General features: G+C 71.3%; 14 protein-coding genes. 11 read left to right on the plus strand and 3 right to left on the minus strand.

The features are described 5' to 3' along the window. Window positions 1-21: 21 nt before the first annotated feature. Window positions 22-981, minus strand: a complete 960-nt coding sequence (locus tag WFI52_RS02600) for an NAD(P)-dependent oxidoreductase (RefSeq protein WP_336625145.1) — start codon at window positions 979-981, stop codon at window positions 22-24. A 116-nt stretch (window positions 982-1097) separates the two neighbouring features. Between WFI52_RS02600 and WFI52_RS02605 the strand changes: the two genes are divergently transcribed. The 8 genes from WFI52_RS02605 to WFI52_RS02640 are packed head-to-tail and all read left to right on the plus strand — an operon-like array spanning window position 1098 to window position 8147. Then, window positions 1098-2153, plus strand: coding sequence for a D-2-hydroxyacid dehydrogenase (locus WFI52_RS02605; protein WP_336625144.1), 1056 nt, complete (start codon window positions 1098-1100; stop codon window positions 2151-2153). 41 nt (window positions 2154-2194) lie between these two features. Beyond that, a complete protein-coding gene (locus WFI52_RS02610; RefSeq protein ID WP_336625143.1) occupies window positions 2195-2995 on the plus strand; it encodes an IclR family transcriptional regulator in 801 nt (266 codons plus the stop codon). A 59-nt stretch (window positions 2996-3054) separates the two neighbouring features. Continuing rightward, window positions 3055-4473 (plus strand): MFS transporter, encoded by a 1419-nt coding sequence (locus WFI52_RS02615; protein WP_442927664.1) that lies wholly within the window; start codon window positions 3055-3057, stop codon window positions 4471-4473. Between the two features lie 7 nt (window positions 4474-4480). Further along, complete coding sequence (locus tag WFI52_RS02620; protein WP_336625141.1) at window positions 4481-5221, plus strand: fumarylacetoacetate hydrolase family protein; 741 nt, start codon at window positions 4481-4483, stop codon at window positions 5219-5221. 49 nt (window positions 5222-5270) lie between these two features. Next, window positions 5271-6335, plus strand: a complete 1065-nt coding sequence (locus tag WFI52_RS02625) for a zinc-binding dehydrogenase (protein WP_336625140.1) — start codon at window positions 5271-5273, stop codon at window positions 6333-6335. Further along, window positions 6332-6847 carry a gluconokinase gene (locus WFI52_RS02630; protein WP_336625139.1) on the plus strand — a complete coding sequence of 172 codons (516 nt, stop codon included), beginning with the start codon at window positions 6332-6334 and terminating at the stop codon, window positions 6845-6847. The genes WFI52_RS02625 and WFI52_RS02630 overlap by 4 nt, the downstream gene beginning before the upstream one ends. Continuing rightward, the gene (locus WFI52_RS02635) at window positions 6844-7611 is read left to right on the plus strand and encodes an SDR family oxidoreductase (protein WP_336625138.1); all 768 of its coding nucleotides are present in this window, start codon (window positions 6844-6846) and stop codon (window positions 7609-7611) included. Before WFI52_RS02630 ends, WFI52_RS02635 begins: the two co-directional genes overlap by 4 nt. A 56-nt stretch (window positions 7612-7667) precedes the next feature. Beyond that, complete coding sequence (locus WFI52_RS02640; protein WP_336625137.1) at window positions 7668-8147, plus strand: shikimate kinase; 480 nt, start codon at window positions 7668-7670, stop codon at window positions 8145-8147. On the opposite strand, the gene WFI52_RS02645 is transcribed toward WFI52_RS02640, so the two are convergent. After that, entirely contained in the window at window positions 8132-8254 is a 123-nt protein-coding gene (locus WFI52_RS02645) for a hypothetical protein (protein ID WP_336625136.1), read from the minus strand. The genes WFI52_RS02640 and WFI52_RS02645 overlap by 16 nt on opposite strands. A 226-nt stretch (window positions 8255-8480) precedes the next feature. Here WFI52_RS02645 and WFI52_RS02650 point away from each other — a divergent pair, with 226 nt between their 5' ends. Next, on the plus strand, window positions 8481-9113 hold the full coding sequence (locus WFI52_RS02650; protein ID WP_336625135.1) for a 50S ribosomal protein L25/general stress protein Ctc: 633 nt from the start codon (window positions 8481-8483) through the stop codon (window positions 9111-9113). A gap of 93 nt (window positions 9114-9206) precedes the next feature. Then, the gene (pth, locus tag WFI52_RS02655) at window positions 9207-9791 is read left to right on the plus strand and encodes an aminoacyl-tRNA hydrolase (protein WP_336625134.1); all 585 of its coding nucleotides are present in this window, start codon (window positions 9207-9209) and stop codon (window positions 9789-9791) included. Window positions 9792-9802: 11 nt separating this feature from the next. On the opposite strand, the gene WFI52_RS02660 is transcribed toward pth, so the two are convergent. Continuing rightward, window positions 9803-10462, minus strand: coding sequence for a hypothetical protein (locus WFI52_RS02660; RefSeq protein ID WP_336625133.1), 660 nt, complete (start codon window positions 10460-10462; stop codon window positions 9803-9805). A 58-nt stretch (window positions 10463-10520) separates the two neighbouring features. Between WFI52_RS02660 and mfd the strand changes: the two genes are divergently transcribed. Beyond that, window positions 10521-14123 (plus strand): transcription-repair coupling factor, encoded by a 3603-nt coding sequence (mfd, locus tag WFI52_RS02665; protein WP_442927665.1) that lies wholly within the window; start codon window positions 10521-10523, stop codon window positions 14121-14123. Window positions 14124-14150 lie beyond the last annotated feature (27 nt).

The following is a 14150-nucleotide window of genomic DNA, read 5'->3' on the forward strand; positions in this document are numbered from 1 at the left end:
CCTTCGATGCGGGTCGTGGGTTCATGACTCAGCGTAGACCGCCGTGGCGGTACCGGGGTTCGTGTGACGGTTCGCGGTGAGTCGCCGCGTGACGGACAGGTCTCGGTCGCCCAGTCCGGCGTCGACGATCTCGTCGAAGATGCTCTGGAGGGCGGGGATGAGCGCCGGTCGGATGTCGGTGGCGCGCGCGACGTCGGCGGCGAAGCGGAGGTCCTTCACCATGTATTTCGCGGCGCCCGAGGGGGAGTCGTCGCCGGCGACGAGGCGGTCCTTGCGGCTCGTGAGGAGGTTGGATCCGGCGTATCCGCCGCCCAGGAGCGTCCACAGGGAGTCGAGGTCGATGCCGGAGCGGGCAGCGAGCTCACTCGCCTCCCCGAGCGCTGTGATGGTCGCGGCGACCACGAGCTGATTGCACGCCTTCGCGACCTCGCCGGCGCCGAGCGGCCCGAGTCGGACGGGCGTCCCGCAGGGCGCGAGCAGAGCGGCGGCGCGCGCCGCGGCATCCTCGTCTCCGCCGATCATGATCGAGAGGGTGCCCGCCGTCGCGCCGTCGACGCCGCCGGAGACAGGGCAGTCGACGACCTCGATGCGCCGACCGGGCACGCTGGCAAGGCGTTCGGCGAGAGCGCGCACGCCGGTCGGAGACGAGGTCGACCCGATCATGAGGAGGAGGCCGCCGCCGTCGGGTATGCCTGCGAGCAGCCCGTCCGGGCCGTCGAGGGCGGCCTCGAGCTCGGGGAGATCGGGCAGCATGACGAGGATCGCGTCCGTGGCCGCGGCAAGCTCTCGCGGCGTGTCGGTCCACGTCGCACCGGCCGCGACGAGGTCCGGTCGCGGGGAGCGCGCCTGCACGACGAGGTGACTGCGGGCGGCGAGGAGGTTCTGCGCCATCGGTGCGCCCATGGCGCCCAGACCGAGGACGCCGAGGCGTGTCGCAGGGGCGGGGGAAGCGGGTGTCTCGACGTTGAGAGAGGAGCTCATGCGGCGAGTGTAGCGCATGTCCAAAATCCAGAACACTGTTCAGTAGGTTGAACACTTGATAGGCTTGTGTCCATATTCTCCACCTTTTCACCATCCCACCCGAAGGAGGGCTCCGGATGCCTGAGGACACGACCCTGCGCGCCGTCGCCGCCGTTCCCCTGCGCGAAGACCTCTGCGCCCTGATCGAGACGCTCGAACCCCGCGTGCAGATGATCCGCGACCACCGCCTCACCGCTCCCATGCGTGGGCCGGCCGACTGGTCCGGCGACCCCGACTTCACCCGCACGCCCGAACAGCAGCGCGCCTTCGACGAGATGGTCGACTCCGCCGACGCGCTCTTCGGCATCCCCGATGTCGACCCCGCTGCGCTCGCGCGCACCGTCCGGGACAACCCGAAACTCCGCTGGGTCATGACCACGGCGGCCGGCGGGGGAGCGCAGGTGCGTGCCGCACAGCTCGACCGGGCGGCCCTCGACCGCATCGCCTTCACGACGAGCGCCGGCGTGCACGGCGGCCCGCTCGCTGAGTTCGCTGTGTTCGGCGTGCTCGCCGGAGCGAAGAACCTGCCCCGCCTCATCGAGGACCAGCAGGGTCGTGCATGGCCGGACCGCTGGGAGATGCGTCAGCTCGATGAGATGACGGTCCTCGTGGTGGGCCTCGGCGGCATCGGCGCCGAATGCGCGCGCCGCTTCCACGCCCTCGGCGCACGCGTGTGGGGGACGACGCGTTCGGGCGCTCCCGTCGACGGGGTCGACCGACTCATCCCGCTCGACGAACTGGTGGATGCCGTAGCGCACGTCGACGCGATCGTCGTCACGCTGCCGGGGACCGACCAGACGCACCACCTCATCGATGCCGAGATCCTCCGCGCCGCTCGCCCCGGCGTCATCCTCGCGAGCGTGGGCCGGGGGACCGTGATCGACGAGACCGCCCTGCTCGCCGCGCTCGAGGACGGGACCGTCTCGTTCGCCGCGATGGACGTCTTCGAAGTCGAGCCGCTCCCCGTGGACTCGCCGCTGTGGGCTCACCCGAGGGTGCTCGTGAGTCCGCACACCGCCGCGCTGTCGAGCCGCGAGGAGGAGCGCATCGCGCGGCGCTTCGCCGAGGACGCGACGCGGCTGCTCGACGGTGTGCCGATGAGGGCGGTTGTCGATACGGTCGAGTTCTACTGACCTATCCGCTCGCGCCCGTCGCGGGCGATCGAGGAGGAACCATGACGGAAGGCGACGACGCCGACCGTGCGGGGCGCGACCCCGCACCGGCCGTGACCCGCAGCGTCCGCCTGCTGGAGGTGCTGGCGGATGCCGGCCGCCCGCTGACGCTCACCGAACTCGCGAGCGCGCTCGGTCTCGCCAAGTCCTCCACCGCGAACCTCTGCCTCGCGCTGGAAGCGGCGCGGATGGTCGAGCGGGCGCCGCAGGGCTACCGCCTGGGTCTGCGCACCGCCGAGCTCGGTGGGGCGTTCGCGGCCCAGTTCAACCAGGTGCGCGAGTTCTACGCCGTGTGCGACGCCTCCGACGTGCTGCGCGGCGAGCTCGTCCAGATCGCGCTCCTCGACGGTGTCGACGCCCTCTACATCGCGCGACACGAGGGGGCGCAGTCGATGCGCATCGGCACGCCGCTCGGCTCTCGACTGCCGGCGGCGCTGTCGGCGACCGGACGGGCACTCCTGTCGACGCTCGACGACGACGCGGTCATCGCTCTGCTGGGCGTCGGGGCGGAGTTTCCTGCCCTCACCGAGAACAGTCCCCGCACGCTCGACGCGTTGCGCGAGCGTCTCGCGCGTGCCCGCGAGCGGGGGTGGGCCCTGGATGCCGAGGAGTCGTTCCCCGGCATCGTCGGGGTCGCCGTTCCCCTCGAGGGCTGGGCGCCGGGCGATCCGCAGCTCGCCCTCGGTGTCGGCATCCCCGCCACGGAGGCCTCCGACGCCCGGGTCGAGACGGTCGCCGCCGCCCTGCAGGCGGCCGCGCATCAGCTCACGAATCCGTTCAGTGCGGCCGCGGGGCGAGGCTGACCGCTTCAGGAGGCGGGAGTGCAGAGGAAACTCCGTGATGTCTGAGCCGATCGAAGGAGATGGCCGTGACCACGACCCACACCGATGTGGACGTCAAGCTTGACGATCCCGACTACGCTGCGAACCTGCGCCGCGCGACGCTCGCCTCGAGCATCGGCAGTGCGCTCGAGTACTTCGACTTCGCCCTCTACGGGCTGTCGACGGCGCTGATCTTCAACGTCCTGTTCTTCGACCAGTCGAACCCGGCGATGGCGACCGTCGCGGCATTCGCGACCTTCGGCGTCGGATTCGTCGCGCGCCCCTTCGGCGGTCTCTTCTTCGGCACGCTCGGCGACAGGCTCGGCCGCAAGTGGGTGCTCGTCATCACGATCCTCCTGATGGGCGGTGCCTCGACGGCGATCGGCCTGCTCCCGACCTACGCCCAGATCGGCATCTGGGCGCCGATCCTGCTCGTGCTGATGCGCCTTCTGCAGGGCTTCGGTGCGGGGGCCGAGCAGGCGGGTGCGACGGTGCTCATGGCGGAGTACGCGCCGGTCAAGCGGCGCGGCTTCTTCTCGGCGCTGCCGTTCATCGGCATCCAAGCGGGCACCCTGCTGGCGGCCGTCGTCTTCAGCATGATCTCGCTCCTGCCCGAGGACCAGCTGCTCTCCTGGGGCTGGCGCGTCCCGTTCCTCGCGTCCTTCCTCCTCATCCTCGTGGCCCTCTTCATCCGCATGCGGCTGCGCGAGACGCCGACGTTCGTCGAACTCGAAAAGAGCGAGCAGATCACGGACCGCCCGATCCGCGAGATCTTCGGCCACGGGCTGCCGGGCGTCATCGTCGGCATCGGGCTGCGGATGGCCGAGAACGGCGGCTCCTACATGTTCAACACCCTCGCGCTGTCGTTCTTCGTCGCGGTCGCCGGCCAGAGCGCCGACAAGAGTCTGCTCACGTGGGGCGTCACGCTCGGCTCGCTCATCGGCATCTTCTCGGTGCTGCTCACCGGCGCACTGTCTGACCGCATGGGCCGGCGCACCGTCTACCGCGTGGGCGCTCTGTTCCTCCTGGTCTACTCGTTCCCTGCGTGGTGGCTGCTCACCCTCGGCAACCACGCGATCGCGATCGCCGTGATCGCGGTGGGCATCGGCTTCGGCGTCAACGTCATGCTCGGCCCGCAGTGCGCGATGCTCCCCGAGATGTTCGGCAACCGTCACCGCTACCTCGGCGTCGCGATGGCGCGCGAGATCTCCGCGGTCCTCGCCGGTGGACTCGCCGGCGTGCTCGGCGCCTACCTCATCGCCGTGAGCGGTGCGAACTGGCTGCTCCTCGCGATCTACATGGCGACGCTCGCGCTCATCACGACGGCGGCGACCTTCCTGGTGCCGGAAACCCTGCGACGCGATCTCACCCGCACCGACGACGCCGTCAAGGTGTCGCGCGGCGAGTCGGGCGAAGGCGTCTCGTCCACGACTGTCAGCGTCCGCACGATCGAGTGGTGAGGCGGCGATGCTGATCGGGCGGGTGCGCACGGCGACGGGGGAGACGCTCTGGGTGCGGACGGAGGGCGCCCGGATGCTCGCCATCGAGGATCCGTTCACCGCCCACGCTGCGGGGCGCGCTCCTGAGGACGTCGCCGGCGCCCCGCCCGTCACGGGTGAGCTGCTGGCGCCGTGCGCGCCGCTTCTCGTCGTCGGCATCGCGCAGAACGGTCCGGAGCATCCGGCGCCCGTGCAGGCGTGGCTGAAGAGCCCGCGGGGAGTGATCGCGAGCGGCGCCGAAGTGACCCTGCGGCGTGATGCCGGGCGCACGGTCGCAGAGGGGGAGATCGCAATCGTCATCGGCCGAGAGACGACGGGGCTCACGGAGGCGACGGCGGCGGACTTCGTGCTCGGCATCACGGCCGTGAACGATCTGTCGAGCCCCGATCGCGCTCTCGTGGACCCGCGCAACTTCGAGAGCAAGTCGGGCGCGGGCTACACGCCGCTCGGCCCGTGGATCGACACGTCGGCGCGGATCGACGACGTCGCGCTGCGCGTGTCGGTCGACGGCGAACTCGTCGCCGAGACGGATGCCGGGGCGCTGCCGTGCTCGATCGCCCGCTGCCTCGCCTACCTTGCCGCCTGGACGACGCTCGGGCCCGGGGACGTCGTCATGACCGGCGCGCCGTTCAGTCAGGCCGAGATCGCACCCGGGCAGACCGTCGTCGTCGAGGTCGGGGTCGCCCGCCTCGTCACTCCGACGAGATGAGAATCCGCCGCACGCCGGTGAAGCCGCACGACATCGAAAGAGACTCCTCATGACCATTACCGCCGTCGTGGCCCACGGCGCCGACGATCTCCGGGTCGAGAGCCTTCCCGAACCGGCCCCCGCGCCGGATGAAGCCGTCGTCGAGGTCGCGTACGGCGGCGTCTGCGGCTCGGATCTGCACTACTGGCGCCACGGCGCAGCAGGAGCGTCGATCCTGCGCGAACCGATGGTGCTCGGGCACGAGCTGTCCGGGACGATCGTCGTCGCCGCGCACGATGGCTCGGGCCCCGCGGTCGGAACGCGCGTCGCGGTGCACCCGCTCACTCCGCGTGGCGACGGCGTCACACCGTACCCCGAGGATCGACCGAATCTCGCTCCGGCATCCACCTATCTCGGATCGGCGATGCGCCTTCCGCACACGCAGGGCGGCTTCGCCGACCGCGTCGCCCTGCCGACGCGGATGCTTGTGGCGCTACCGGACGGCATGGATCTCCGCCTCGGTGCGCTCGCGGAACCCGCCGCCGTCGCATGGCACGCCGTCGAACGTGCGGGTGACGTCCGCGGCGCGCGCGTCGCGGTCATCGGTGCCGGTCCGATCGGTCTCCTCGCGGCGGCGGTCGCTTTGCACCATGGCGCCGCCGAGGTCATCGCGACCGATCTGCACGAAGCCCCGCGCGAGGTCGCGCGCCGACTCGGTGCGCGCGCGCTCGACGCGCGTGACGGCGCCGCGATCGGCGAGCTCCACGCGGACGTCGTGATCGAGTCGAGCGGGACCGTACCGGGGTTGGACGCCGCGATCAGCGCCTGCCACCGCGGGGGCACCGTCGTACTCGTGGGACTCCAGCGCGCGGGGCAGGTGCCCGCGGCGATCGCATCTGTCATCACGCGCGAGCTGACGCTCACGGGCTCCTTCCGCTTCGGCGCGGAGTTCGCCGACGTCGTGGCGGCCCTCGGCGACGGGTCGCTGGTCGTGGATGAGGTCATCTCGCACACGTTCGACGCCGCCGACGCGCGTGACGCGTTCGCCGTCGCGGGCGATGCATCCGTCTCGGCGAAGGTGCTGCTCGCCTTCGCGGGCGCGGGCACAGTCGTCAGTGACGAGGAGGCGCGATGAGCGCGCGCCGTGTCATCGTGATGGGTCCGTCGGGATCGGGCAAGACTGCCGTCGGTGCCGCACTCGCCGTCGATCTCGCCGTCGAGTTCGTGGATGCCGACGACCTGCACCCCGCCGCGAACGTCGCGAAGATGGCGGCGGGTGATCCTCTCGACGATGCCGATCGCATCCCGTGGCTCGACATCGTGGGTCGCACGCTCGCCGATCTTCCCGGTGGCGGCGTCATCGCCTGTTCCGCCTTGAAGCGTCGCTACCGCGACCGCCTGCGCACCGCCGCGCCCGATGCCGTGTTCGTCGAGCTGACCGCTCCGCGTGCCGAGCTCGCGCGCCGTATGAGCGCGCGCGAGCACTTCATGCCAGCCAGCCTGCTCGACTCGCAGATCGCCGCGCTCGAGCCGCTCCAGGCCGATGAGCCCGGGTTCGCCGTCCCGAACATCGGCCGCGTCCTCGAGATCGCCGCCGGCATCGCCCAGCGCCTCTCCGCGCCGTCTACCGAAGGAGCTCCCGCATGACCGACCTCTTCAGCGTCTCCGGCCGACTCGCCCTCGTCACGGGATCCTCGCGCGGCCTCGGACGCTCGCTCGCCCGCGCACTCGCGCGCGGGGGTGCGCGGCTCGTCGTGCACGGGCGCGATGCGGCATCGGTCGCTCAGGCGCAGGCCGAGATGGCCGCACTGTCGGGGCACCCCGCGCACGCCGTCACGTTCGACGTCACCGATGCGGAGGGCGTCGCCGCAGCGATCGGAGACCTCGTCGCGGAGGTCGGTCTCCCCGACATCCTCGTCAACAACGCGGGCGTGCAGCGGCGCGCGTCGTTCCACGAGTTCCCCGTCGCCGACTGGGACGAGCTGATCGCCGCCAACCTGTCCGGGCCGTTCTACGTCGCGCGCGCCCTGGCTCCCGGCTTCGTCGCGCGCGGTTCGGGCAAGATCGTCAATGTCGGGTCCGTGCAGTCCGTGCTCGCGCGGCAGACCATCGCCCCGTACTCGGCATCCAAGGGCGGCATCGCCCAGCTGACCCGCGGCATGGCGGCCGATCTCGCCCGCCATGGAATCCAGGTCAACACGCTCTCGCCCGGGTACTTCGCAACCGACATGAACCGTGAGCTCGTCGACGACGCGACGTTCACGTCGTGGCTCGAGGCGCGCACGCCCGCGGGACGCTGGGGCGACTTCGCCGAGCTCGACGGGGCGCTGCTCTTTCTCTGCTCGGACGCGTCGTCGTTCGTGTCGGGGCAGAATCTCGTCGTCGACGGGGGGATGACGAGCGTCGTCTGACTTCGCGCGCGGGGTGTCGCCGCGGGCGCGGATGCCGGCGCGGCTAGCCTCGACGCATGACCAGGATCGTCGTCACGGGGCCGCCCGGATCGGGGGTCTCGCTCGTCGCCGCGGCGCTGGCCGCGCGCCTCCATTCGAGGTCGATCGACGGCGACGAACTGCACCCGCCGATCTCGCGCGGGCGCCGCGCGCGACCCGCGGATGTCGATCACGAGGCCTGGCTGCGCGCGATCGCGCTGGTCTTCACGAAGGATGCCGGCGTCGTCGTCTCGAGCGGAGCGCTCTCCCGCGCCGATCGCGACCGGATCCGGGGGAGTGCGCGCGACGTCGTCTTCGTGGAGCTGGTCGCGGGAACGGCGACGGCGGAGCCGCGCCGGCGGCGCTGGCGTCGCGAGACACCGCTTCCACCGCGTCCGGTGGACCCGCTCACTGCGGATGAGGCGGGCGTTCGCATCGCCGACGACGCCGACCTCGGATCGGTCGTCGAACGCATCCACGCAGCCCTGGCGGGTGCGCCTTCTCAGTCCTTGCGGTAGCCCGAGCGCCCGAGTGAGAACATCGCGGCGACCGCGCCGACGCCCGCGCAGACCGACATGAGGCCGACGATCCACATCAGCGCGTGCGACATCCAGCCGTAGTCCATGAGTGCTCCTCGGGGTATTTCGGGCGACGTCTTCATCGTAGCCGGGTCGCTGGTAGACTCGTGTCGTACTTCGGCGAGGGATGCCGCGTGCCGGGATCCATCCGACCCGGGCCCGCGCTTCCGTGATCGACGCGGTGAGGCCCTTGCGGGGCGTTTCCTCACGCGCGTGCGTTCGAGTCGAGACCACAGCCAGCTATCGGGCGCATCGCCCGCAAGGAGAAGAACAATGTCCACCGAGACCGACACCCAGGTCGTCGCCGAGGTCCGCGAGAACTTCGGCAAGGGCTACGCCCGCCGCCTCCGCGCCGCGGGTCAGATCCCCGCCGTCATCTACGGTCACGGCACCGACCCCGTGCACGTGTCGCTGCCCGGCCACCAGGTGTCGCTGCTCATCCGCCGCGCCAACGCGGTGCTCGAGCTCAGCGTCGCCGGCAAGCAGCAGCTGACGCTCGTCAAGGACGTGCAGAAGGACCCGGTGCACCAGGTCATCGAGCACATCGACCTCCTCGTCGTGAAGAAGGGCGAGAAGATCCAGGTCGACGTGCCCGTCGTCGTCGTCGGCGAGCCCTTCGCCGGCACGATCGCGAACCTCGACAACGCGACGGTCGCGCTCGAGGTCGAGGCGACGCACATCCCGCAGAACATCGAGGTCGACGTCGAGGGTCTCGAGGACGGCACGCACATCACCGCGGCCGACCTGACGCTCCCCAAGGGGGCGACGCTCGCCACCGACGCGGAGACGCTCATCGTGGCCATTTCGGTGCCCGTCGCGGCGCTCGAGGCCGAAGAGGAGATCGCCGAGGCCGACGCCGAGGTCGCGGCCGAGCAGTCCGAGGCCGCCGAAGAGGCCGCCGAGTAAGCACAGCACACGCCCGCAGCCCGTCTCCGCCATCCTGGGGGAGGCGGGCTGCGTCGTTGCGAGAGGCGCCGCAGCGGCGCCGGGAGAGGGATCATGGCAGAGACGTGGTTGGTCGTGGGGCTCGGGAACCCCGGAGTGCGCTACGAGGCCACGCGGCACAACATAGGCCAGATGGTGATCGCCGAGCTCGCCGCGCGACGCGGTGAGAGCCTGCGCGCGCACAAGTCGAACGCGCGCGTCAGCGAGACGTGGCTGCGCCCGGGCGCGGCGAAACTCGTCCTCGCGACGCCGAATTCGTTCATGAACGTCTCGGGTGGCCCGGTATCGCAGCTCGCACGCTTCTACGATGTTCCGCCTGAGCGGATCGTCCTCGTGCACGACGAACTCGACATCCCCTTCGACACGCTCAAGCTCAAGGTCGGCGGCGGGCACGGCGGACACAACGGCATCCGCGACGTCGCCAAAGCGCTCGGGACGCCGGAATTCCCGCGGGTGCGCGTGGGGATCGGGCGGCCGCCCGGGCGACAGGACCCGGCCGACTGGGTGCTCGATCCGTTTTCTGCGGCGGAGCGTATGCAGCTGCCGCTCGTCCTCGCAGACGCGGCGGATGCCGTGGAGCAGCTGATCGACGAGGGGCTCCTCGCCGCGCAGCAGCGCCATCACGCGCCGCGCGCCTGACGCGCCGCGGCTCAGGACGCGCCGGCACCCATCCCGGCGAGCGCGGCGAATGCCACGATCGTGCCGTAGATGGCGGGGCCCACGGCCGCCACGATCACGGCAGCGATGCCGAATCCACGCCCGCGCCGCGTGACAATCGCGATGATGCCCATGACGAGCGCGGCGACGCCGAGGGCGGTCCCCGTCCAGAATCCGATCTCAGCCCACAGCACGAGATCGCGCACGGGGCTCAGCAGGCTCAGCAGCTGCCCCTGCGAGAGGGTGTCGAGCTGATCCGGCGAGAGACCGATGGCGTGCCGTGCGGCACCCGCGGCGGCGGCGAAACCGGTCGCCGCGCTCAGCAGCGTCGCGCCGAAGACTCCGACGCCCGCGAGCACGAGCGCCAGGATGCCGAGGAGCCGGCTCCCCGCCGGTGCAGCCGGGCGGGGCGCCGGCGGCGGGGCATAACCCGCGGCGCCCTGAGGAGCCCCGTACGGCATCGGCGGAACCCCGTAGGCGACCGGCGGAGCGCCGGGTAACGTCTGGACGAAGCCGCCCGCTCCGTCGGCTCCGGCGGCGGGCGGGGCGGGCCACGCGGCGGGCGCACCTGGTGCCGGTGCGGGCCAGCCGGAGGGGGCAGCCGGTGCCGGCGGCTCGGGGACGTCGGGGCTGGTCGGCTGCTGATCGCTCACGGCCTCATCCTACGGACAGGCCCCGACCCGTGTCGCCGGCACGTGAGAGACTCGTGCAGTGACAGTTTCCGGGATCGCGCGCGCCCTCATGCAGGCTCCGTCCGTCCGTGCAGCGGTCGACGCCGCCCGGATCGACACCGATTTCTCGATGGTCGCGGGGCTCGACGCCCCCGCCCTCGCCGCGCTGCTCGACGCGCGGCGCGCGGCCGGCGCCCCGGCATCCCTTCTTGTCATCACGCCCACCGGTCGCCGCGCGGAGAGCATCGGCGCCGCGCTCGAGAGTCTCATCCCGGATGCCGCTGTGCGGCACTTCCCCGCGTGGGAGACGTTGCCCCACGAACGCTTGAGCCCGTCGACCGAGACCGTCGGACGCCGGCTGTCGGTGCTCCGCGAAGCCGCCGCGTGGTCCTCGGCGCAGGCGCGTGGACCGCTCGTCGTGACGGCCTCCGTCCGGGGGGCGCTACAGCCCATCGCCGCGGGTCTCACGGATGCCGGTGTGCTGGAGCTCGCCACCGGCGGCCGCGGGTACGACCTCGAAGCCGTCGCCCGACGCCTCGTCGAGCTCGCGTACGGACGCGTCGATATGGTTTCGCGGCGCGGTGAGTTCGCGGTGCGCGGCGGCATCCTCGACGTCTTCCCTCCGGTCGCCGACCACCCCTTCCGCATCGAGTTCTTCGGCGACGAGGTCGATCAGATCCGCGCGTTCTCGGTCGCCGACCAGCGGTCCCTGCCGGGGGAGGTCCGCGAGGTGACCCTGCTGCCGAGCCGCGAACTGCTGCTCACGCCCGCCGTCCGCGAGCGCGCGGCGGGGCTGGAGAGCCGATTCCCGGGTCTGCGCACGATGCTCGAGAAGATGAGCGCAGGAATCGCGGTCGAGGGGATGGAGTCGCTGTTGCCGGCCGTCGCCGACGGGATCCTGCCGATCGTGGACTACCTGCCGCCCGGAACCGCCGTCGCGCTCGTCGACCCCGAGCGCGCCGTCACCCGCGCGATGACGCTCGGCGAGACCAATCGCGAGTTCCTCGAGGCGGCGTGGACCGCCGCCACCGCGGGCGCCGACGTCCCCGTGGACCTCGACGCCGGCGACTTCCTGACCCTCCCCGAGCTGCGCGCGGCGACCGCGGAGCGCGGCGGCGTGTGGTGGTCGTTCAGCGGGTTCGACTCCGGCGAGGCGGATGCCGCGGCAGAGGGGCTTCTCGACGCGGCATCCACCGGCTCCGACGTCGTCCGGGTGCCCGCCGCTCCCGTCCCCTCGTTCCAGGGCAACGTCGACGGCGCGACGGCGCACGTCGGCGATCTCGTCGCGAGCGGGTGGAGCGTCGTCGTCGCGGCCTCCGGCGCGGGCCTCGTCGACCGCACGCGCGACGTGCTCGCCGAGCGCGGCATCGCGGCGCGCGCGGTCGAGGGGCTGGACGGCCCGCCGGAGGCCGGCGTCGCGCTCGCGGTCGTCGGGCGTCTCGAGAGCGGATTCGAGCTCGCCGAGGCGAAGCTCGCCGTGCTCACCGAGGCAGAGTTCTACGGCCGCACGATCGGCGCCGACGGCCGTGTCGTCAAGAAGCTCGCGTCGCGGCGGCGAAACGTCGTCGATCCGCTGCAGCTGAAGCCCGGGGACATCGTCGTGCATTCGACGCACGGCATCGGCAAGTTCGTCGAGCTGGTGCAGCGTGAGGTCTCCTCCGGTGGGCGCAACGCCGTCAAGACGACGCGCGAGTACCTCGTGCTCGAATACGCACCCTCCAAACGCGGGCATCCGGGCGACAAGCTGTTCGTGCCGACCGACCAGCTCGACCTGCTGAGTCGCTACGTCGGCGGCGAGGCGCCGACGCTGTCGAAGATGGGCGGCTCGGACTGGGCTGCCGCCAAGGGCAAGGCGCGCAAGGCCGTCCGTGATATCGCGGTCGAGCTCGTCAAGCTGTACTCGGCGCGCATGGCTTCGAAGGGCTACGCCTTCGGACCGGACACGCCGTGGCAGCGCGAGCTGGAGGAGGCGTTCCCGTTCGCGGAGACGCCCGACCAGCTGCAGACGATCGACGAGATCAAGGCCGACATGGAGCGGCCCATTCCGATGGACCGGCTTCTGTCCGGGGACGTCGGGTTCGGCAAGACCGAGGTCGCGGTGCGTGCTGCGTTCAAGGCGATCCAGGACGGCAAGCAGGTCGCGATGCTCGTGCCGACGACCCTCCTCGTCAAGCAGCACTTGGAGACCTTCCAGGAGCGCTTCGCCGGCTTCCCCGTCAAGGTGCGTCCGCTCTCCCGCTTCCAGAGCGACAAGGAGGCGCGCGACACGCTCGCCGGCATCACCGACGGCACGGTCGACATGGTGATCGGCACGCACCGCATCCTCACCGAGAAGGTGATCTTCAAGGACCTCGGGCTCATGATCATCGACGAGGAGCAGCGCTTCGGCGTGGAGCACAAGGATGCCTTGAAGAAGCTCAAGACGAACGTCGACATCCTCGCCATGAGCGCGACGCCGATTCCGCGCACGCTCGAGATGGCGGTGACCGGCATCCGCGAGATGTCGACGCTCGCAACGCCGCCCGAGGACCGGCATCCGATCCTCTCGTACGTCGGCTCGCGCAGCGACAAGCAGATCGCCGCGGCGATCCGGCGCGAGCTGCTGCGCGAAGGGCAGGTGTTCTACGTCCACAACCGCGTGCAGTCGATCCAGCGCGTGGCGGCGCAGCTCGCCGAGCTCGTCCCCGAGGCGCGCATCGCGGTCGCGCACGGGCAGATGGGGGAGCACGCGCTGGAGGAGGTCGTCGACGGGTTCTGGGAGCGCCGCTACGACGTGCTCGTGTCGACGACGATCATCGAGACCGGTCTCGACATCTCGAACGCGAACACCATCATCATCGACCGTGCCGACAAGTACGGCTTGTCGCAGCTCCACCAGCTGCGTGGGCGCGTCGGCCGCGGCAGGGAGCGCGCGTACGCGTACTTCCTCTACGACGACCTGAAGCCGCTCAGCGAGACGGCCGCCGACCGACTCGAGACGATCGCGGTCAACAACGACCTGGGCTCGGGCATGCAGGTGGCGCTGAAGGACCTGGAGATCCGCGGCGCGGGCAACCTCCTCGGTGCCGAGCAGGCGGGGCATATCGCGGGGGTCGGGTTCGACCTGTACCTGCGGATGATCGGCGAGGCCGTCGCGACGTTCCGCGGCGACGAGGTCGATGGGCCGGCGGAGCTGCGGCTCGAGCTGCCGGTGGAGGCCCGCATCCCCGAGACGTACATCGACAGCGAGCGGCTGCGGCTCGAGGCCTACCAGAAGCTGTCGGCCGCGGCATCCCTCAGTGCGCACGACGACGCCATCGACCTCGTCCGCGAGGAGCTCGAGGACCGCTACGGCGCGGCGCCGGCGGATGTCGAGGGACTGTTCCAGATCGCGCGGCTGCGCCGCCGCGCCGCGCAGGCGCAGCTGAGCGATGTCGTCGCGATGGGTCCGAACCTGCGCGTCGTGCCGGCGCCCGCATCCGACTCGCTACGCGTGCGGCTGCAGCGGCTGTATCCGAAATCCAAGGTGCTCGCGGGCGGCGAGGCGATGGTCGTGCCGCTGCCGAACGCGGGCGGTGAGCCGCTCGCCGACGCCGATCTGATCGCGTGGACGACCCAGTTGCTCGACCAGCTCTACCCGCTGCCCGAGCGCGCCGACGTCTGACGCGCGTCGCGGGCGCCGGACGCGCCC

Origin of the sequence: Microbacterium sp. MMO-20 (assembly GCF_037147735.1) — a bacterium.
In the GTDB taxonomy this organism is placed as follows: Bacteria; Actinomycetota; Actinomycetes; order Actinomycetales; family Microbacteriaceae; genus Microbacterium.